The following is a 20,473-nucleotide window of genomic DNA, read 5'->3' on the forward strand; positions in this document are numbered from 1 at the left end:
TTGATTAAATCGACTTAATCTGCTGAAATTTCTTTCAAATGATTTAAAATTCGCTTTGCAGAGACCGGATAAGCTGTCTTTAAATTTTGCGCAAATATCGAAACACGAAATTCTTCTATCATCCAGCGAACCGCTAAAATGTCATCAACAATAGGCTTGCCTTTGCTCTGTTTGGCAAGCAACGCTAAATAAACATCATTTACTTTCGCAACCTCTAACATTTTCAATCGGTCTTGGTTGGGATCAACCGGCAGCTTTTCCATACGTCTTAACATCGCTTGTAAGTAACGCGCAATATCTTCTAATCGTTGATGACCAGAAGCGGTCACAAAACCTTTAAACACCAGTAAGCCAAGTTGTTCTTTAATGTCGGCTTGTGCTTGAATAACCTCTAAAGACATTCGACCCTTTAGTTTTTTCCCTATTTCATGGGTTAAGGTTAATACTTTTTCTACTTTTAATGCTGACACGAGCACACAGTCGGCAAGTTCAGCACGAACATGGTCTTTAGCTTTTTCAAAATCATTTTGGTTACGTGGTATGTCGCCATGCTCTTTCACCAAGTGCTGGCAAGCAGCGAGTATACAATCGTCTAATAAATCAGGTATTGAACCAAAAGGGTTAAAATATAGGCTTAACTTAGCTTTATTAGGCAATTTTTGTTGTAGATATTTAACTGGAGAAGGTATGTTTAATAAAATTAAACGACTCACACCATTAACCATCGCTTGCTCAGCAAGACTTTCTTGTTCAAATAATTCTATAGCAACCGTTTTATTTTTATCAACTAAGGCTGGAAAAGCTTTTATGGTGATATTAGCAATATTTTTTTCATAGCCTTTGGGAATGTTGTTGAAATCCCAGCTAGTAATTTGTTCACGTTCTATTCCTTTATCAGCCACTTTCTTAATTGATGCTTTTACTTTTCCTTGCAAAGAGGCTTTTAACTGTTCAAGCTTACGGCTTTGATTAATAAGCACACCTTTTTCGTCAATCACCTTAAAATTCATCGTTAGGTGAATGGGCAATTCAACATCTTGCCAAATATCTTCGGGTAAACGCACCCCCGTCATTCTTAATAAATGTTTTTCAACAGCGGCAACTAACTTACCGTCCCCCTCACTAATCGCTGACAAACAAGCTTCTGCGTAGTTAGGAGCTGGCACAAAATTTCGTCGTGAAGATTTAGGTAAGCCTTTGATCAAGGCAATAATAAGTTCTAGTCGCAACGCTGGAATTAACCAATCAAAATCACGATTTTCAATTTGATTTAAAATACCTACGGGAATATGTAAGCTTATCCCATCATCTATATCGCCTGGGGTAAAATGATAACTTAACGGCAAGGTCAAATTACCTTGATGCCAAACATCAGGATAATCGTTGGCCGATAATACTTTAGCCGTTTCGTTTAATAAAAAGGCTTCGGTAAAATTAAGTAACTGAGCATTTTTTTGTTTAGACTTTTTCCACCATGACAAAAAACTACGTTGGCAAATAATGGTTTCTGGCAACTTTTCATCATAGAACTCAACTAAACGTTCTTCATCGACTAAAAAGTCTTTACGGCGAGCTTTTTGCTCTAACTTCTCAATGCTCGCAACTAGTTGGTGATTTTGCTGATAGAATTTTTCATTAAGGGTGCTATCACCATTGACTAATGCTTCACGAATAAATATCTCACGGCAGGTATGCGGTTCAATATGATTGAAGCTGATCTTTCTTTTTGCAACTATGGTCAGGCCATATAGCATCACTTGTTCAAAAGCCATTACCGCACCTTGCTTTTTCTCCCAGTGCGGTTCGCTATAATTGCGCTTAATAAGATGTTCGGCTAAAGGCTCTATCCACTGTGGGTCTATCTTTGCGACCATACGGGCAAACAAACGGCTGGTTTCAACCAATTCAGTTGCCATTATCCACTTAGGTGATTTCTTTGCGACACCCGACCCCGGAAATATGAAGAATCGGCTATTGCGTGCACCTTTATATTCTCTGTTTTCGTCAAGTTGCCCTAAATGACTGAGTAAACCTGACAAGATAGCTTGATGAATAATATTGTTATTATTACTTTCTACTGGCTCAGTTTTTTTACTTACATCGGTATTATTAGCATCTAACGATGGCGGAGTATATTCAACTCCGCTCATTGGAATGTTTAAATCGCGCAGTGTATATTTAAGCTGACTAAAAATGTCTTGCCATTCACGAATACGCATATAAGCTAAAAACTCTTTTTTACACATATTTCGAAATTGGTTATTAGTCAGAGCTTTTTGTTGCTGTTGAATGTAGTGCCACAAATTAAGCAAGCTGATAAAGTCAGACTCTTTGTCTTTAAAGCGATTATGTTTTTCATCTGCCGCTTGCTGTTTTTCATGGGGACGTTCACGCGGATCTTGAATACTTACCGCACTAACAATAATAAAAATTTGCTCAATACAGCCTAAATCAATAGCAGACAGAATCATTTTTGATAAACGTGGATCGGTGGGGAATTTTGCTAACATCCGCCCCGCTTTGGTTAATACCACTTTGTTTTGCTGTTTTTCTATCGCCGCTAATTCTTCAAGCAATGAAACACCGTCATTAATATTACGACTGTCCGGTGGCTGAACAAAAGGAAAGTCACTGATTTCGCCGAGATCAAGCGCCAGCATTTGTAAAATAACTGTCGCTAAATTAGTACGCAATATTTCAGGATCAGTAAATTCAGGGCGACCAAGAAAGTCCTCTTCACTGTATAAACGTAAACATACACCCGCTGAAACACGACCACAACGCCCTGCTCTTTGATTAGCACTGGCTTGAGAAATAGCTTCTATAGGCAAACGCTGTACTTTAGTGCGGTAACTGTAACGAGAAATACGCGCGGTACCCGGGTCAATAACATATTTGATACCTGGTACGGTTAAGCTGGTTTCTGCAACGTTAGTGGCGAGCACAATATTACGGCCACTGTGTGGTTTAAAAATTCTATTTTGCTCTTGTACCGTTAACCGTGAATATAAAGGCAACACTTGGGTGTGTCGTAAATTTGCTCTTTCTAAGGCTAATGCGGCGTCTCGTATTTCGCGCTCGCCATTTAGAAAAATAAGAATATCGCCTTGGCTGATATGGCCAAGTTCGTCAACGGCTTGCAAAATACCACTAATGATATCGTTACTACTTACTTCTTCTGTTTCATCATTATTGTCGCCATTAAGCGGACGATAGAGGATTTCAACAGGGAATGTTCGCCCCGAGACTTCAATAATAGGCGCGGGTTTGCCCTCTGCTGAAGCAAAATGCTGTGAAAATCTTTCTGGGTCGATGGTTGCCGAAGTAATAATGATTTTTAAATCAGGACGTTTAGGTAATATTTCGCGCAAATACCCCAATAAAAAGTCTATATTTAAACTACGTTCATGCGCTTCATCAATAATAATCGTATCGTATTTTCGCAGTAAACGGTCATGTTGCATTTCTGCCAATAAAATACCGTCGGTCATTAATTTTATATAGCTATTTTCACTCACTAAGTCATTAAAACGGACTTTATAACCAACCGCGTCGCCTAATGTTGTCGATAATTCATCAGCAATACGTGTAGCAACTGTTCGCGCCGCAATACGACGTGGCTGAGTATGACCAATCATGCCGTCTATACCACGACCTAAAGCAAGACAAATTTTTGGAATTTGAGTCGTTTTGCCCGAGCCTGTTTCACCCGCAATAATAATCACTTGGTTTTCAGTTATCGCTTTAGCGATAACGTCAGAATTTTGTGATACCGGCAAATCTTCTGGATAGGTGATTTTTGGAACATTCTGAATTTTACGCTGCTTTTTTTCGATTGACTCATCAATATGGGCAGAAATTTGACTGAGTGATTTTTGCTTTTTGTCACTATCAGTGATTTTCTTGCTCGACATTAAGCGTTTTTTCAAACGAAACTGATCAGATTTAAAACACAATCCAAGGCGGCTAAAAAGCTTATCAATGTTAATAACTTGGCTGCGCTGAGATTCAGAAGAGGTAGTAATAGATTTTTCAGAAGACAAGGTTGACCCAAACAAAATAGCAAAAAATAATTTTACCAGCTTTATTAAGTCTGTACCACTTCAATCAAGTGGTACAAATAGGCAGAGTAAGATTAACTGAGCTGACTAAGGTTTAAAGGTACTTCGAGTATATTGATCAATACCGTATAGAACATCATTACGACATATAGTACCCAGTAAAATACCATCTTCGTCTACCACTGGATAAACTTTAGGTTTATTCTGTAACATGCTTTGCGCAAGTTCTATGACACTGTCAGAGGGTTTAACTGATAATACTTCTTTGCGCATCAATGCGGCAACATCACTCACATGTTCATTATGATAAATCGTCTGTAGCATTGTTGCTAAAACATCACTTTCAGAAAGAAAACCAATAACACGATTATTACCATCGATCACTGGACCACCAATTTGCTTTGTTTTTAAAAAGCGCAACGCCGCCTCTTCAACCACCATTTCTGAAGTAAAAGTAACTGGATAGTGGTTCATATAGTCTTTTACTTGGATACTCAACATAGTTATTACCTCACAAAATCAAAAATAAAATGCCCAACCAATAAAAATAACTGTAGACGCTTTTATTTAATAAATCATGAATTTAGTGAAAATAGTTTTTTTATTTTTAATAAACATCGCTTGATTAAAGTAAAGACAGTAAAACGGGATCCGGAGAATTTTTTATGGTGTTTGTTAAAGCATGATAGGAAAGTGAAAACTGTTTTCGTAAATGTGATTTTAAATGAGGTTTTACCGCGTTAGGTCTTATCGCTTTAAGCAAACAAAATAGCGCTAAAGCATGCACTGTTTCATTTTCTGGCAATGCCGACTGACGGTTTGCATTAGGGTTATTACACGAGCCACAGCCGCCTCTAAATTGATAAGCTGTGTTACTAAATATGATACCAAAGCCCATAAAACAAGCGATAACATCAACGGCTTGAGGAATAAACTCTTTGCCACCTGGTGGTAAACTAGTTTGTTGGACAATCAGGATATTCGCAAGGTTTTGTACAATGGACGAAATAAGATCTTGTGGCTGATTAACTTGATTTTCGCCATAAGAAAGCATGATCGGCTGTTGTTGAAGCTTCGCTGTATCTTCTTCACTTAATTTAGCAAAGGGCGTATTGTTACCACGACAATGGTCAACCATATTAAACGGTGGAATGGTTATTTGCTGAGTACCCGCAAAAAACTGCTCTGGTGTGATCAATATAATGGGCCACTGCTGCATACCGGCATAGGTGGTTGTTTGTTTAAAAATACTCAGTGCCATTTCATGAACACTAGTTACACTGCCTTGATAAAATTCATTATTAGGTAATACAAGCTGACTATTGTTTTTAAACTCTGCAACATCAAAATGTGTAAGCGCCCAAGAAAAAGTATCGAGGATCCATTGATGACTATCTTGATCAATGGCATCACTTACATCAATTTTACTCGCCGGTTTTATAATATTTAATAGTTTAGCTAGCATAACCAATAATTACTCAGTAAGTTGCGGTTCATCAGTTGTTTGAACAGCCGCTTCTTTTCCTTCTAAAAGTGCACGTTCAGCTTTTGAAACATAACGGGGCTTGTTGCTGGTATGTAATTTAGCATTGGCTTTTTTCTGCTTACTTTTTAACGCGGCATTTATTTTTTTCTTACGATTCATTTTATTTTTCTATATTTAAATTTATAAAGCGTTATTTAAACGCACAGACCCTATCATTAAAATAGGCATTTATTACTTAAGTAATGGATGGTCTTCGGGTAATTGCTTTGCTATCCACATTGCTAATCGATGTTTCATACTAAGCAAGTCTTCACCATCAGCAGGCGAAGCTTGAATAAGCTTGTCGTTAACCAATAGGCGGTACAAGCTTTCAACCTTGTCTTTTGAAGCATTGGTGGCAGAAAAACCATTATAACCTCGGTTCATCGCATATTTTTCGCCAACTTCAATCGCTTTTTTTAATAAAGCGGTTTCATTCTTTAACTTTTTAGGTTTTTTCATTGGGCTTCTTTTATTGTGGCTTCACATCAAAGTAAAAGGCATTTAATTTACTGCCATCAAGGTCGATTCGTTATTTATAGCTTGAAAGTAACACTTTGGTAAACTGCTCGGTAGTAATTTCTTTTCCATGTTGAGTGATTAATCCCTCAAGATGAGTAATATCAGCCTCTAACGACGACATAGTCAGTGTATTGTCATCTAATAAATAAAGTTGCTTTAGGCTAGCATAATAAAATTTCAAAATAATTAAGGCATTTTCATCACCATTAACACTCGCTTGTTTAATTTTTTTCAAACGACGATAAATAATATTTTGCGTTTGTTTAAGTTGCCAAACATAATAGATTTCATTAAAAAAGGGCGTGTTTTTTAATTGTCTTAGTATCCCAGCACACGTTAACAATGCCAGAATAACGCCTAAAAAGTTATAACGAAAGTTACTGGTTTGCTGGCCCGACTCTATCGCGGTATTCATACTCGCTTGAGCCATGGTATCAAGCGCTAAGGGCTCTGCAAATAACGCAATCAATATACCACCAAAAGCAATGGCTAATATTGCGAAGGTAACAATAAAACCAACAATCACTTGATTAAGCTTACTGCGATAAGCTTTTTTATCTATGTCTTTTAACGTCATGGTACAACTTATTAATGGGTTACTAAAATTAAAACGTTATTCTAACGTAATTTCTTTCAGTAAACCCTATTCTCTAGCTTTATTTTTTATAGAGGTCGACACCTGAATAGCGTGTTGTTTTTGTCGTGACTCCTTGTCGCCAAACATTCGCTAAGGTAGCTATACTCAGTTTTTTCTTAGCCCGAGTAATAGCGGTATACATTAATTCCCTAGAAAGTAATTTATTATCAGTTTGTTCCGGTAAGACCATCACAACATGTTCGAACTCACTGCCTTGAGTTTTATGAATGGTCATCGCATAAACGGTTTCATGCTGAGGTAAACGCGCCGGATTCACCCACTTATATTCATTGTCTGCTTGCTCAAAAACAGCCATTAAATGGCCTGACTCATTTTTCCACAATAAACCAATATCGCCGTTGTATAAACCTAGTGAATAATTATTAACATTGATCATAATAGGTTGCCCGCAATAGCGAGTATCAAAAGCATTAATATCACCGCGTTTAATCAGTATATTTTGTACTTGTTCGTTTAACGACTCAACCCCCTGCTCACCAACACGTGTTGCGCATAAGATACGAAATTTTTGTAATTGTTTAAAGGCAGCAGACACTGTTTTTTGCGCGAAAATGGGCGCGTAATACTCACTAACGAATGCCGCTAACCAAGAACTAGTTTTACCTTCGAGTAAGCATAAGGTATTCCCAGACTGAGGCACGTCTTGGTTATTATTATCTATAACTGGTTTTTCTGTTAATAATTGCCAACTTTCGCTAAAGCGACCATTAATAACATGGCTCGCTATTTTTCCGATCCCTCCTTCACCATCAAAACGTCTACTTTTGTCAAGAAACACCACGTGATCTGCGGCTAGGGTCAACCCTGATGATTTTGGCGACTTTTTCCACTGAGGTAAGTTTGCACATTGGCTGACTTGGCTTAAATATTGATGATTCTCGGGGCTGTAGCCACGATGAGGCTTAGGTGCTAAATCGTTAAGTACGCTACCAGCAGCAACGGACGGCAGTTGATCAGCGTCGCCTAAAAGTATGATTTGGCAATGGCTAGGTAAAGCTCTAAAAACTCTTACCATTAACGCCAAATCGACCATTGACACTTCGTCAATTAACAGCACATCAATATTCAGTAAATTGTCTTGGTGATGGCGAAAATTAACACTGTTAGGAATAACACCTAAGAGTCGATGCAGCGTTTGTGCCTCTTGCGGTATTTTTGATAAAACCGTTGCACTTATTTGTCCTGTAAATCCTTGTAAAGCATTAGTAACTGATTCAGATAAACGCTGAGCCGCCTTACCCGTTGGCGCTACCAAGGCTATCTTTAAATCTGCATTGGGCTTTTCAATTGAGCTTGAACTTGAACTTGAACTTGAACTTGAGCTTGAGTTTAACATCACCAAAGCTGCTAACAACTTAGTCACCGTATAGGTTTTACCTGTACCTGGCCCGCCAGCAATAATACTGAATTTTTTATTAATGGCATTGGCGACCGCAACCATTTGCCAATCTATTTCATCGTTATCATCTGCTGACTGTTGCTGTGGAAAGAGTGTTGCTAAGCAGCTTTTAATATCAACGACGTTAAATGTTTGTACATTTAAATCCTTGGCTTGAGCACTTTTTGCTGAAATAAAAGTCAGTAACTCTTGCTCAAAATGGTAATAACGACGTAAATACAGGTTATTTTCATAAAAAACAATCGCGTGGTTATCATCAGCCATAATAGACAAGTGTTCACATAAACTGACTAATTGTGGTTGCTCGGCAAAGGTAAAGCCGTTATGAGTAACAATACCTTGTTTATCACAGCTATACCCAAAGCGCGTACTCGCGATAGTGGCTAACGGTAAACAGCTATGGCCTGCCCTAAGGCTTTCACTGAGGGCAAGCAGTAAGTGAAAAAGTTGTTGGTTATCATTATTATTATGCTTATCGCGATTAACTAAGCTTTGTTGAATTTCTTTTGCAAAAAAGTAATCAACCGCTTCAATATTATTAAGCTGCTGTTGAGCATGGTTAAACTGCTTATATAACACTGCCATATGCTTATTCAACTCCTAAAAACAATTGATCAAGCGCGGCAAGTTCGTGCGCCTCGATTTTTCGATAGTAGACACCACAATTAATGTGTTCAACTTGGTCGGTCATACCGCGTAAATATAAATAATAAGTACCACCAAAGTGCTGTTCTACATCGTAATTATCTAAGCTGTGACTTAAATAACGGTGTAAGGCTAACGCATAAATCAGGTATTGTAAGTCATAATGATTTTTTTCAATATTCTCTTTCATTGCTTGCTGATTATAGTCACTAAAATCATTACCTAAGTGGCTGGACTTATAATCACAGATATAATATTTATTATTATGCTCAAAAATCAAATCAATAAAACCGTGCATCATACCTTTTAACTGCTGGTATGCCGGTAAGCGAACAATTGATTGCTGTGTTGATTGACTGTGCGTATTACGATGTTTTGACAATATCTGCGTTAATTTATCAGTACTCGCTGAGCACATTGGATAATAAAACTCACTTTCTCGCAGTGTTTTTGTTTGCTTCAAGTCAGCTAAGCTAAAGGGCTCGCTATTATCAATATCTAATGCGCTATCACCCAATGGCGAATTAATCATTTGCGCTAACCAACTCTGCAGATCTTCAGCTTGATAACCCGCGGTTAGTTCTCCATACTTTTGCAAGGGCCAATGCATAGCTTCTTGCCAGTCGGGGGCATTAAAATCGGTATGTTCTAAAATATCATGCAATAAATTACCCGTATGAGCCCCTTTTGCTAAATTAAAGCGTAATAAACTACTCGCTTGCATTGCACTAGACTGAAGGTCAGTCATGCTATTTTTTTCGAGTGGGTTATCTCGATCAGGCGAAGATACACCACCGTGACGTAAATTTCGACTTAAGGCTGAAAATGAACTTAGCCACCAATCGCGTTCTATTTTACCGTTAAAGTGAGCAACTTGACCGGTTTTATCACTAACTTCCGCTAATGGCGCTTGTTGAGCAATAAGCTCACTGGCGTTTTCTAATGATGATAGGGTCACTAAACTGATGTTGTTAGGTTCATCATTAACCAGTTGGCGTAAGTTTTCTTCAATATCTTGCTGACTTTGCCACTTTAACGCTCTACCCAGTGGCGAATGCTCGGCCTTATCAAAAGCGGTTGTTAAGATATAACAACGTTTTTCTGCTCGGGTTACCGCAACGTATAATAGCCGAATCGCTTCAGCGTAAGCCTCATTGGCCATTGACTCCTTAGCATGGTCAGAGCCGTCTAAACTTAATTTTAGCTGATGGTTTTCATCATGATACTCAATAAAGGTCACCGAGCTTGCACCGAACTTAAGTGGGTCTTTATGACGGGTGGCAAAAGGAACAAACACCACCGGATATTCTAAACCTTTTGAGCCATGCTGGGTAATAATGCGTATTAAATTATCATCACTTTCTAGACGTAACTCGGCTTCAATTTCAGGATCGTCAACCCGACTTTGTTGTTCAAGCCAATAAAGTAATTCTTGTGGTTGACGGTGGCGTTGACTGGCCGTTTGCAGTATTTCAAATAAATGCAATAAATTGGTTAAAATGCGATCTTGGTTTTCATCGGCGATACAAAAATGGTCATGCATTAATTTTAATGCCATCGAAATAAAACCTTTATACAACCATTCATTACGTAGTTGCTCAAAATCAAATTTCAATGCTTGCCAAGCAAGTTCGTTTTCTTGTAATTCACGATATTTTTCAGGGTGATAGTCGAGTAAATCACAGGCAATGGCAGCACTAAAGTAGCGTTCATTTTCAACAAACAAGATCCCTTTTAGCAGCTGTATCAATTGCTCTGTTTGCTCACTTTTCATTAAATTAGCGCGATTACTCATAAAGACTGACGCTAAATTAGCCTGTTCTAACGCTTGTTTTATATCACGTGCTTCAGCGCCATCACGCACTAAAATAGCAATATCTTTTGAGCTTAATTTATGGTTATTTTCGTTAGTAGGCGCGGCAAGTAAATTGATAATTTCATTGGCACACCAAGTGGCCATCACTGGGCGAAAACTTTGAGCAACCGATTTTTTTGCTTCTTCATCAACAAAATGCACAAATTGTAAGGCGTTATCGGTAATTGCTTTATATTTAATAAGTGCTGGCGGTGAAGCTTTTACTGGAATATAGGGAATATCGTAACCAAACACCCGACTATTCCCTTGAGTAACATCAACTTTATCGGTGATCGCTTCGCCGTAAAATAAGCGGTTATAGCCAGCGATCATTGCTGGTGTTGACCGCCAATTCGTATCCATTAACCACTGTTGGTCACAATCTTTTCGGGCAGATAAATATGCAAAAACATCGCCCCCTCGAAAACCATAAATCGCTTGCTTGGGGTCGCCTATCATGTATAAAGCGGCCTTACTTTGGTGATAATATATGGCTTCTAGTATCGAGAATTGTAAGGGATCGGTATCTTGGAATTCATCGACTAACGCCACCGGATATTGTTCAAATAGGGTTTGTGCTAGGACTTGTGCGTTACTGCTTTTCGCTTGTAAGCAATTGGCCAAGGTTGAAATAAGATCGTCAAAACTTAAAATATTGGTGGTGCTTTTTTGTTCTGTGATATTGGCTCGTATTTGATAAATACCTTCGCGGACAATGACCAGTGCCTTGGCTTTTTCAATTTTTTTAGCCAGGGATTTCAATTCAGCTTTAACCATTTTTACGGGTTCAAATACCGCTAACAGTTCGATTTTACCCACCGAGCGCGCATAACGCTTGCCATCAATAAAACCATCTGGCATTTTTTCATCAGCAACACGCAGATCTTCAGCAAGTCGATGTAACCATTGTATTAATGAGTCAAGCTCTTGTTGACGTTTTTCACGTTCACTGCCTTTTTTAACATCAATAAGGTACTGAGTCAGCAGTGGTAGGTTGTTCTCGAGGTTATAAACCGCTTGCTGTACTAATTCGGTAAATAACTGCTCTATTGCAGCAACATTGACGACATCAAGCGCATTATGTTTACTAATGGCTTTAGAAAATTGGCTGAGAAAATTTAACGGATTTGGCCAAAACTGCATCACTTGCTTAAAGTGTTCAGGGCTATCTTTTGCCAATACTCGATACCAGTCTTGGCAAGCTTGTAGCACTAAATCTTGGCAATTAGTTTCCATTTGCGCGTTAAAGGCCACACCACTAGCAAAGGCATGTTGGCTTAACACCCGTTTACAAAAGCCATGTATGGTAAATATTGCCGCTTCATCTAAATATAACAATGCTTGGCGCAAACGTATCTTTGCCGACTTTTCATCAATGTGCTGACTTATCGCGCTAAAGAACTCATCGCTGACAATTAACTCGTCCCAATGGTTAAGCGCTTGGCGAATAAAACTATCGATACGGCCACGTAGCTCTTCGGTCGCATCTTTGGTAAAGGTCATAACCAGTATTTGTTCAACAGGCAATTGCTTTTCGAGTAATAGCCGTAAATACAAGCGGGTGATATTAAAGGTTTTACCGGTACCGGCACTGGCTTCAATTAAGTGCTTACCCTGCAACGGGATCTGGTGAGCAACAAGATTATTCATCTTCATTTTATTTGCTCCTGAGCTTGCCACATCGGTTGATAAAGTGCGGTGAATGTTGATTGGTACTCGGAAAATTCAGGACATTGCTGCCAGAAATAATGCATATAAGGGTCTTGTCCTAGGGGTTTTACCACGCTAAGCATACTGCCACTGTCAGACCATAGTTTTTCAAAACTACTTTGCGCAAAGGCTTTAGCTTTAAAGAATTTTTCAATCAATTCAGTATTTAGTAATAAAGCTTGCTGTTGCCCTTTAAGATAGGTCTCAACAATAAAAGCGAGTTGTGCCTGGGCATTGTCTATTTTACTAAAACGGTATTGTGTTGGTTTTTGATTTTTAGTATCAAAATAAAAACCTTTAGTGACATTCACCTGCGCAAGCATATTTTGCTCTTCGGTTAAATGAGCCGCATTTAAGTTCGAGGTATTTGCTTGCCAGCACTGCATAATAATTTGATGTAGATAAAGGCCAAACAAGTCTTTGCCTTTTGCCGAAGAGCTGCGATAAAACATTAAGCTGTCCGCTTGCACCGGGAAATTAGCACTGAGGGTAAAATGACTGTTATCGGTAAGTACCACATCAAGCTCGGTATTGATAAACGTTATCGGTAAGCTGTCGTTGATTAATTGGCTTTGACTTTGAATGAATTCACTAAAGGTTTCACTGTCATCACGCCAGCGCTCTAGACTATCATGGGTACTGGGTAAATCAGGAAAAACGCCGCTCACCCCTGCCGCACTTACCGCAGAAGAAATCTCATCTTCGCTGCTACCCACGAGATAAAGCGCTAACAGCTGTTGACGTAACAAATAACTCTGCAAGAAGTTTTCACTGAATGGTTCAGTATCATCAAGTTGTGTTTCGTGGCTTTCAAAGAACAACTGCAAGTGTCGTTGAGCAAAGGCTTTTGCCGGATGCTGAAAAAAGCGGATCAGTTCATTAATATCGACAACTTTAGGATCATCATCAGCAATGATCGAAAGTGGTAACAATAAAGCATCGCTTTGTTGGATTTTTTTAGCTGATTTAAGTTTCAACCAATTAGGGTCAAAGCTTTTAAATTTGCCTAAATAGTTATGCTCACTGAATGCTTGCATGGGTAATTGTTTAATATCTGAAGATCGATCACCATTACCATTTTCGTCATTGCCAGCCTCAGCATTATGTAACTGCCAGCCATAGCCTGCTTCTAAATATTCCATCAATTCTTTCAGGACAACCGATGGCTGCTTTTCATTATTATTGCGAATATTACGGCCTTGATAGCTTAAATATAATGACTGTCGCGCCGATATAATGGCTTCTAAAAACAAGTATCTGTCGTCACCACGGCGCGATCTGTCACCCAATTCGCTTTTACTACTCGCCATAAGATCAAAACCTAGCGGTTGGCGTTGTCGAGGAAATTCGCCATCGTTCAAGCCTAAAATAGCAATCACTTTAAAGGGAATACTGCGCATCGGTAACATCGAGCAAAAGGTTATCTGCCCAACCATAAATTGCCGACCAGGATCGGGCTGACTAAAATGATTTGTCAGAAAGTCACGTACCACACTCAAACTGATATTGGGCTGATAATTGGCATGTTGACAGTATTCGGCCAAAGAGCCGATCGCTTGGTCAATAACGTTAAAGGCCATTTCGTCGGTTACTTCAAAAAGACTATTTAACATCGTTAATAAAAATTGTTGCCACTGATTGGCTGATTTATCTTGGCCAAGTTGTTGGGAAAAATGCTGTAATTGCTCGATAATCAACATTAACTTACCCAGTAAAATGGCATCGTTGCCCTCGACATTTGGTAAATACAGTTGTTCATCTACATATATTGAACGGTCAGAAAAAGCAAAGCCACGCATTAATCGCGACAAACCTTGTTGCCAGGTAAAAGCATTATTGACTTCGAGACTATGCAAGACCTCTTGCTTATGTTGCTGGTCAACGCCCCAATGCACACAAGCTTGTTCAAGCCAAGCAGACATTTTGTCTAGCTCTTCAAGACTGATTGAAAATTTATTTTGCATGGCAGGTAAACGTAACATGCCAATGATTTGGGAAACTTGAAAACGACTATCGGGTAAACTCAGTAATTGGGTAAAAGCGGCGACAACGGGCTCTGCATCTTTGCTTACCCGGTCGGCAATAGAACAAGGTAATGGCGGGATTTTATCCGCTAAGTCTTGCCAGCCTCGTGCAAATACAGCACTAACATAAGGGGCATATTGTTCAACTTGTGGGCACATCACTAATACATCTTTAGGGGTTAAGGTTTTATCATCATTAAACTGATGCAGTAACCAGTCGTGCAAGCCTTGTACTTCACGTAATGCGCTGTGTGCGCTGGAAAAAACAATCGAGTTGTCTTGTTGGTTTTTGGCGGTGCTTCTTTGATCCGTTAACGTTAAAATGTCTTGTTGAACTTGCTGCAAAACCGATATATTTTCTGCTCCATCACTATGTTCAACCGCATCAAAAACTTCAATATTTACCGTTGAATAATCGTTAAGCAAGGCCATAAACTCGCGGCCCTGCTGACCTAAATTAGCCAACAAAGGGTTACCAACATTTACGGTAATATCATCGTGCCCGACGACCCATTTTGAGAGTAAATTAATCGCTTGTTTTTCTGATTGTATATCGCCCCAATAATCAAAACAGGGATTAAGATGGAAAAAATGTACATCAAGATGTTCGCTTATCGCTTCAATAAACGATAACCACATTGGCGCCATCGCATTGATACCAAAGAAAGATAAGCGCGGTGGCAATAAGTGCTTTTTGCTGACAATATTTTCAATGGCTTTATTGACTAACTCAAGCGGATTATAACTTTGCTCTTGCGTTAACAATTGCCATAATTTTGCTTGCCATTTTTCAACGGCTAACGCTTGTTCTTTATTAACAAAACTTTGGCTGCTCTTACCTTGATGCCAATCATTAATCCACTGTGGCCTAAAAATCAAATATTGCTCATATAAATCAGCTAATTGACAAGCAAGTTGATAGCGTTTCAAGGTTTGCTGTTCGGTAAATACTCTTGGGTTGTCTTGCTTTATTTTTTCAGATTCGCCAACAGATCTATTGGCTAAGTCATCTTCATCAGTAGCGCCCCCTAACCAGTATTGGCTTGCACTGGAAAAATCAGGGTCTTGTATAACAACAGCACTAGCGAGTAACTGATCTATTCGCCATGAAAGTACTTCACGAGAGAACGGCGATTGATCGGGAACATCTTCATCACTTGCCATGCTTCTGACCAGTTTCCATAAAAACTGTGACGGCAAGGCATAACTGATATTCATGCTGATGCCGCGTTGTTGGGCTAACGACATATTAAGCCAATGCTGCATACCCGCATTTTGCACAACAATCATTTCTTGGCTGAAAATAGGAAGTGGTGAAACCTGTTGGATTTTATCGAGAAGTGCTAATAAATTTTCCATTTTATTAGCAGGATAAAGATAGAACAATATGAAGGCCTTAGGTGCAATATTTTCTGCCTAAATTTAAGCATAACAATACCAATAAAGCTATAAAAATCAGCTAAGTTATTGTGGTGAAACTGCTAGTTTTATTGAATAAAGTCTAGATGTCTTTGAAAATATTCACCTAAAAAAGGCACCGAATATTTTTCACCTAATATTGCATAATAGATAGCCATCAACCAGATAATAAATACAAAAACACTCGCTGCCCAGCCAATAAGAGGAATAAAGGACAAAAGCGTAAAAGTTAATACTAGGCCTAAAGATTGTTTTAAATGAAAAGTAGAAAAACTTGACCGATTACCACTATATAGCAGTATCGCAATACACCAACCAATAACGGTAAAGTAACTGATCACCGCGGCAAACTTTGCCATGTCAAAATTCGATTTACTCGGTATATGAAAATGTCCCATAGCCAAATACTCAAATGAAGTCATAAATTAAGGTTAGTTGAAAAATTTTCTTTCGACAAACATATAAACGAGTAACTTTTATTAGTTTGTCTTAAATAAACACTTTTCATAAAAATAATTCATGCTTTTCTCATCATTATTGACCCTAATCAACAAAGACTTACCCCAAGTTGTGACATGCTAATTCATTGTACCGCCTTAGAGAGACACTTTGCTGACAAAGTTAAGTATCTTTAATGACTACCACTTACACAAACAGGATATTGGAAATCGCTAATGGACATAGATTTTGATGAAATTACCTATTTAAAAAATCCAGGTTCTCTTTTACTAAAAGCCGATTATATACAGTTTTTAATGACATTGACCGGGCCTACAGTGATTGATATTACCGGCAGTGATCAAGATAAATGTCGGGTATTTACCACACTATTACATGGCAATGAACCTTCTGGGTTAATTGCCATGCATCGTTGGTTAACGGCTAATGAGCAACTACCTGTGCCAACAACCAATGTCCGCTTTATTATTTGCTCGGTTGAGGCCGCTAATATTTCGCCGTTATTTAGTCGTCGTTATCTTGATGGCGGTAAAGATATTAATCGCTGTTTTTCTGGTGATAAAATTCCAGATTGTGGCTTTTGTCAACGAGCTTTACTGATAGAGAAAGCCATAAAAGAGGTTAATCCAGAACTTCTTGTTGACTTGCATAATTGTGCAGGGTCTGGACCTGCGTTTGCTATAGCACCGATGATAACGCCTGAGGTGTTATCAATAACGTCTTATTTTTGCCAGACCCTTATATTATCAGGCTTACAATTGGGAACATTAATGGAACGAAAGTTTGATTGCCCAATGATCACGGTAAAATGTGGCGGTAGCAAGGACGAACAGTCTCATCATGTTGCTTACCAAGGTTTAAAGCAGCTGACCTTAAATAAACAAGCTAAAACCTTCCAACAAAATAGAGCGGTTGATATTATTTATCGACCATTACGTTTAGAGTTAAAACCACACACCCCTTTAACTTATGGTGATCACGATGAAGGCTTTAGTGGTGTTTGTATAAAATCAAATATTGAACAACTTAACTATGGTATTTCTCGAAAAGATCAAATGTTAGGCTGGGTTGATGACAAAGGACTTGATAATTTTGTTCTCATTGACGAGCATGGAAATAATGTGATTGATGATCATTTTAGCTGTCGTAAAAACATTTTAACCTGTGCCGTTGATTTACGCATTTTTATGGCAACTGAAAATAAAAACATCGCTTTAAATGATTGCTTATTTTACGTGATAAAAGTTTAGTCAACGGCCCAAAGAGTAAAAGATAACGTTTATTATGAGCTGGATAATAATAACAGTGCCCTAGTAAATAGGGCTAAAAATGATAATGCTCTTTTTAACAAGGATTAACTTAGTGCTAACCAAACCCCCACCCCGGCCATAAGTGTTCCTGCTATTCGATTCATAAGTTTGACGTTATCTCCCTTCGAGAGGAAAATTCTCAGCGTTTTACCACCACTTGCATATAACATCATACAAGTAAACTCTGAAACCATAATCACAGCAACTAAAACCATTAACTGAGGAGTTATTGCCAATTGAGTATTAATAAACGGTGGTAGGAGTGAAACCATAAATGCCCACCCTTTAGGATTTGAAATAGCGGTAAACAAGCCTTGATTAAATAAGGTAAGTCGCCCTATATTCGCAGGCTCTTGGGCACTGCTTAGCGACATTCGCCCCTTTGACAACCACATTTGTACACCAACATAAACCAAATAGGCTCCGCCGATATATTTTACTACAGCAAAGACATCGGGATATTTAAGCATTACTGAAGCAACACCAACAACCGCTGCAATAGCCACTGCAGCAACGCCAATGAGTTCTCCTAGCATCATCCACAAGGTTCTTTTTACACCAATACTCATGCCGAGTGTTAGGGCTAATGTCATACACATTCCAGGGGTAATACTAACAAAGAAGAATGTTGGTATGAATATAACTAAAGTGGTGTAATCAATCATCAGGGTAACTATCTAAGTAAAATTTGGCGTAGCTTATCAGAAGATATTATTGAACTAAAAGCGACTCGACTGAAAATCGATAAAAAAACTTGTTTGTTCTTTATCATTATTCGCTGATTTTTTTTCTACTGTTAACCATAACCGCCAAACCATATTATCTTCAGAGCAGCTACCTAACATTGTTTCTGCAACAAAATAATTTTTCTCTGTGGTGATGTCCTCAGTAAAAAACAAGGGAATTTTACCCATAAACATTGTTTTTCCTTCCATGTAGCCAACGACACTATACGAATCTTCAGCGGAAAAGTTATCCTTAAGCAAATGATCTTTTTTAAGTTCAACCCGTATATCAAAAGGGTGTTCTGTTAGCACTTTTCCAACATTAAACTTAACTAACATCCTGCCAAAAATGGTTTTAATTTCACAGATGCTTTGCGAAGTTAAACACTGAAATGGCAAACTCACTTGTTGAGATTTTTCTTGGGCGTCACAGCTGACAATGCTGACTAAAAAAAAAGCGATTAATAGCCTTTTGTAATTAAAATTATTAATAGGACAGTCTCTCTTTGGTGCTTTATGTACATTAATCGTACTAAGCTTTTAAATATTATTGATCTACAACAAAATTACTGCATATTCTAATGACTTTTCGATGCAAAATTATTACTATATACGGGAGATTTTTTATCGCTAGATGAAATTTATATTTTCAATTGTAACTTATCATTGGCGCTTAGTTTTTTTAATCATAAAAAATCGTTTTACGTTAACAATTATAACTGCGGAAACCATAACATGTCTCAAAGTAATGCGTCATCAGTAGACTACAATTTTGATGTTGTACGTCAATTTACTGTTATGACAGTAATATGGGGAATTGTCGGTACCCTCGTTGGTGTTCTAATTGCAGCTCAATTAATTTGGCCTGCGTTGAATTTCGAAACACCTTGGTTGACCTACTCCCGTCTTCGTCCACTTCACACTAATGCAGTTATTTTTGCATTCGGTACGAGTGCCTTATTTGCTACCTCTTATTATGTGGTTCAAAGAACCTGTAAAACAACATTATTTGGCGGCAAACTTGCTTCATTTACCTTTTGGGGCTGGCAAGCAGTTATTGTGCTCGCTGTTATCACGCTTCCTATGGGCTACACATCAAGTAAAGAATATGCTGAATTAGAATGGCCCGTTGACATTTTAATTGCCATTGTATGGATAAGTTACGCCATCGTTTTCTTTGGGACACTCGTTAAACGTAAAACCTCGCATATTTATGTTGCTAACTGGTTCTTTGGTGGCTTTATACTAACTGTTGCGGTATTACACATTGGTAATTCAATGGTAATTCCTGTTTCTATGATGAAGTCTTACTCTATCTACTCAGGTGCTATCGATGCGATGATGCAGTGGTGGTATGGACATAATGCCGTTGGCTTCCTATTAACCGCTGGTTTCCTAGGTATGATGTATTACTTCGTACCCAAACAAGCTGAACGTCCAGTTTATTCTTATCGTTTATCTATTGTGCATTTTTGGGCATTAGTTTCTTTATACATTTGGGCTGGCCCACATCACTTACATTACACTGCACTGCCAGATTGGGCTCAGTCTGTTGGTATGGTAATGTCTATCGTGTTATTCCTACCTTCTTGGGGTGGTATGATTAACGGTATTATGACGCTTTCTGGCGCATGGCATAAACTTCGCCATGACCCGATTCTTCGCTTCTTAATTGTTTCATTGTCTTTCTACGGTATGTCTACCTTTGAAGGTCCTATGATGGCAATTAAATCTGTAAATGCACTTTCTCATTACACTGACTGGACCATTGGTCATGTGCATTCTGGTGCTTTAGGCTGGGTTGCTATGGTGTCAATTGGTGCTATGTACCATTTAATTCCAGTGCTATTTAATCAAGGTCGCATGTACAGTATTAAGTTGATCAATGTGCATTTCTGGTTACACACAACAGGTATTGTTTTATATATAGTTGCTATGTGGATTTCAGGTGTCATGCAAGGGTTAATGTGGAGAGCGGTTAACACCGATGGTACGCTAACTTACAGCTTTGTTGAAAGTTTAACGGCATCATACCCATTCTACTTTATCCGTTTCGTTGGTGGTGTATTAGTTGTTGCTGGTTTCTTATTGATGGCTTACAACATGTTCAAAACTATCTATGCTGAAGACGAAAGTCTTAAGCCCGTTGCCATAGATTAGG

14 protein-coding genes are annotated in these 20,473 nt (G+C 38.5%); 2 read left to right on the forward strand and 12 right to left on the reverse strand.

The features are described 5' to 3' along the window. Positions 1 to 14: 14 nt before the first annotated feature. The 10 genes from hrpA to H4J70_RS13330 form a co-directional block, all read right to left on the reverse strand. Positions 15 to 3,914: an ATP-dependent RNA helicase HrpA gene (gene hrpA / locus H4J70_RS13285; RefSeq protein ID WP_404842495.1), complete on the reverse strand. Its 3,900-nt coding sequence runs from the start codon at positions 3,912 to 3,914 to the stop codon at positions 15 to 17. A gap of 234 nt (positions 3,915 to 4,148) precedes the next feature. Beyond that, a complete protein-coding gene (locus H4J70_RS13290; protein WP_070376723.1) occupies positions 4,149 to 4,562 on the reverse strand; it encodes a CBS domain-containing protein in 414 nt (137 codons plus the stop codon). 124 nt (positions 4,563 to 4,686) lie between these two features. After that, the gene (locus H4J70_RS13295) at positions 4,687 to 5,526 is read right to left on the reverse strand and encodes a hypothetical protein (RefSeq protein WP_182251268.1); all 840 of its coding nucleotides are present in this window, start codon (positions 5,524 to 5,526) and stop codon (positions 4,687 to 4,689) included. Positions 5,527 to 5,535: 9 nt separating this feature from the next. Next, the gene (locus tag H4J70_RS13300; RefSeq protein ID WP_070376722.1) at positions 5,536 to 5,706 is read right to left on the reverse strand and encodes a DUF2986 domain-containing protein; all 171 of its coding nucleotides are present in this window, start codon (positions 5,704 to 5,706) and stop codon (positions 5,536 to 5,538) included. Between the two features lie 72 nt (positions 5,707 to 5,778). Continuing rightward, positions 5,779 to 6,048 carry a DUF5062 family protein gene (locus H4J70_RS13305; protein ID WP_070376721.1) on the reverse strand — a complete coding sequence of 90 codons (270 nt, stop codon included), beginning with the start codon at positions 6,046 to 6,048 and terminating at the stop codon, positions 5,779 to 5,781. 70 nt (positions 6,049 to 6,118) lie between these two features. Further along, positions 6,119 to 6,685 carry a DUF3087 family protein gene (locus tag H4J70_RS13310; protein ID WP_182251269.1) on the reverse strand — a complete coding sequence of 189 codons (567 nt, stop codon included), beginning with the start codon at positions 6,683 to 6,685 and terminating at the stop codon, positions 6,119 to 6,121. 79 nt (positions 6,686 to 6,764) lie between these two features. Next, positions 6,765 to 8,750, reverse strand: a complete 1,986-nt coding sequence (recD, locus tag H4J70_RS13315) for an exodeoxyribonuclease V subunit alpha (protein ID WP_182251270.1) — start codon at positions 8,748 to 8,750, stop codon at positions 6,765 to 6,767. Between the two features lie 4 nt (positions 8,751 to 8,754). Then, on the reverse strand, positions 8,755 to 12,321 hold the full coding sequence (gene recB, locus H4J70_RS13320) for an exodeoxyribonuclease V subunit beta (protein ID WP_182251271.1): 3,567 nt from the start codon (positions 12,319 to 12,321) through the stop codon (positions 8,755 to 8,757). Beyond that, complete coding sequence (recC, locus tag H4J70_RS13325; protein WP_259368056.1) at positions 12,318 to 15,785, reverse strand: exodeoxyribonuclease V subunit gamma; 3,468 nt, start codon at positions 15,783 to 15,785, stop codon at positions 12,318 to 12,320. Before recC ends, recB begins: the two co-directional genes overlap by 4 nt. A 101-nt stretch (positions 15,786 to 15,886) precedes the next feature. Further along, positions 15,887 to 16,240 carry a hypothetical protein gene (locus H4J70_RS13330; protein WP_182214376.1) on the reverse strand — a complete coding sequence of 118 codons (354 nt, stop codon included), beginning with the start codon at positions 16,238 to 16,240 and terminating at the stop codon, positions 15,887 to 15,889. A gap of 252 nt (positions 16,241 to 16,492) precedes the next feature. Here H4J70_RS13330 and H4J70_RS13335 point away from each other — a divergent pair, with 252 nt between their 5' ends. Continuing rightward, entirely contained in the window at positions 16,493 to 17,527 is a 1,035-nt protein-coding gene (locus tag H4J70_RS13335; RefSeq protein ID WP_182222132.1) for a succinylglutamate desuccinylase/aspartoacylase family protein, read from the forward strand. Positions 17,528 to 17,631: 104 nt separating this feature from the next. Here the strand turns inward: H4J70_RS13335 and H4J70_RS13340 are convergent, their stop codons facing one another. Together H4J70_RS13340 and H4J70_RS13345 are read right to left on the reverse strand one after the other, a co-directional pair. Continuing rightward, positions 17,632 to 18,252 carry a LysE family translocator gene (locus H4J70_RS13340; protein ID WP_182214373.1) on the reverse strand — a complete coding sequence of 207 codons (621 nt, stop codon included), beginning with the start codon at positions 18,250 to 18,252 and terminating at the stop codon, positions 17,632 to 17,634. A 54-nt stretch (positions 18,253 to 18,306) separates the two neighbouring features. Then, positions 18,307 to 18,717 (reverse strand): hypothetical protein, encoded by a 411-nt coding sequence (locus H4J70_RS13345; RefSeq protein WP_182251273.1) that lies wholly within the window; start codon positions 18,715 to 18,717, stop codon positions 18,307 to 18,309. Positions 18,718 to 19,047: 330 nt separating this feature from the next. On the opposite strand from H4J70_RS13345, the gene ccoN reads away from it, so the two are divergent. Next, positions 19,048 to 20,472 (forward strand): cytochrome-c oxidase, cbb3-type subunit I, encoded by a 1,425-nt coding sequence (ccoN, locus tag H4J70_RS13350; RefSeq protein ID WP_182214369.1) that lies wholly within the window; start codon positions 19,048 to 19,050, stop codon positions 20,470 to 20,472. Position 20,473: the final 1 nt, after the last annotated feature.

Source organism: Colwellia sp. BRX8-9, from assembly GCF_014077245.1.
In the GTDB taxonomy this organism is placed as follows: Bacteria; Pseudomonadota; Gammaproteobacteria; order Enterobacterales; family Alteromonadaceae; genus Colwellia_A.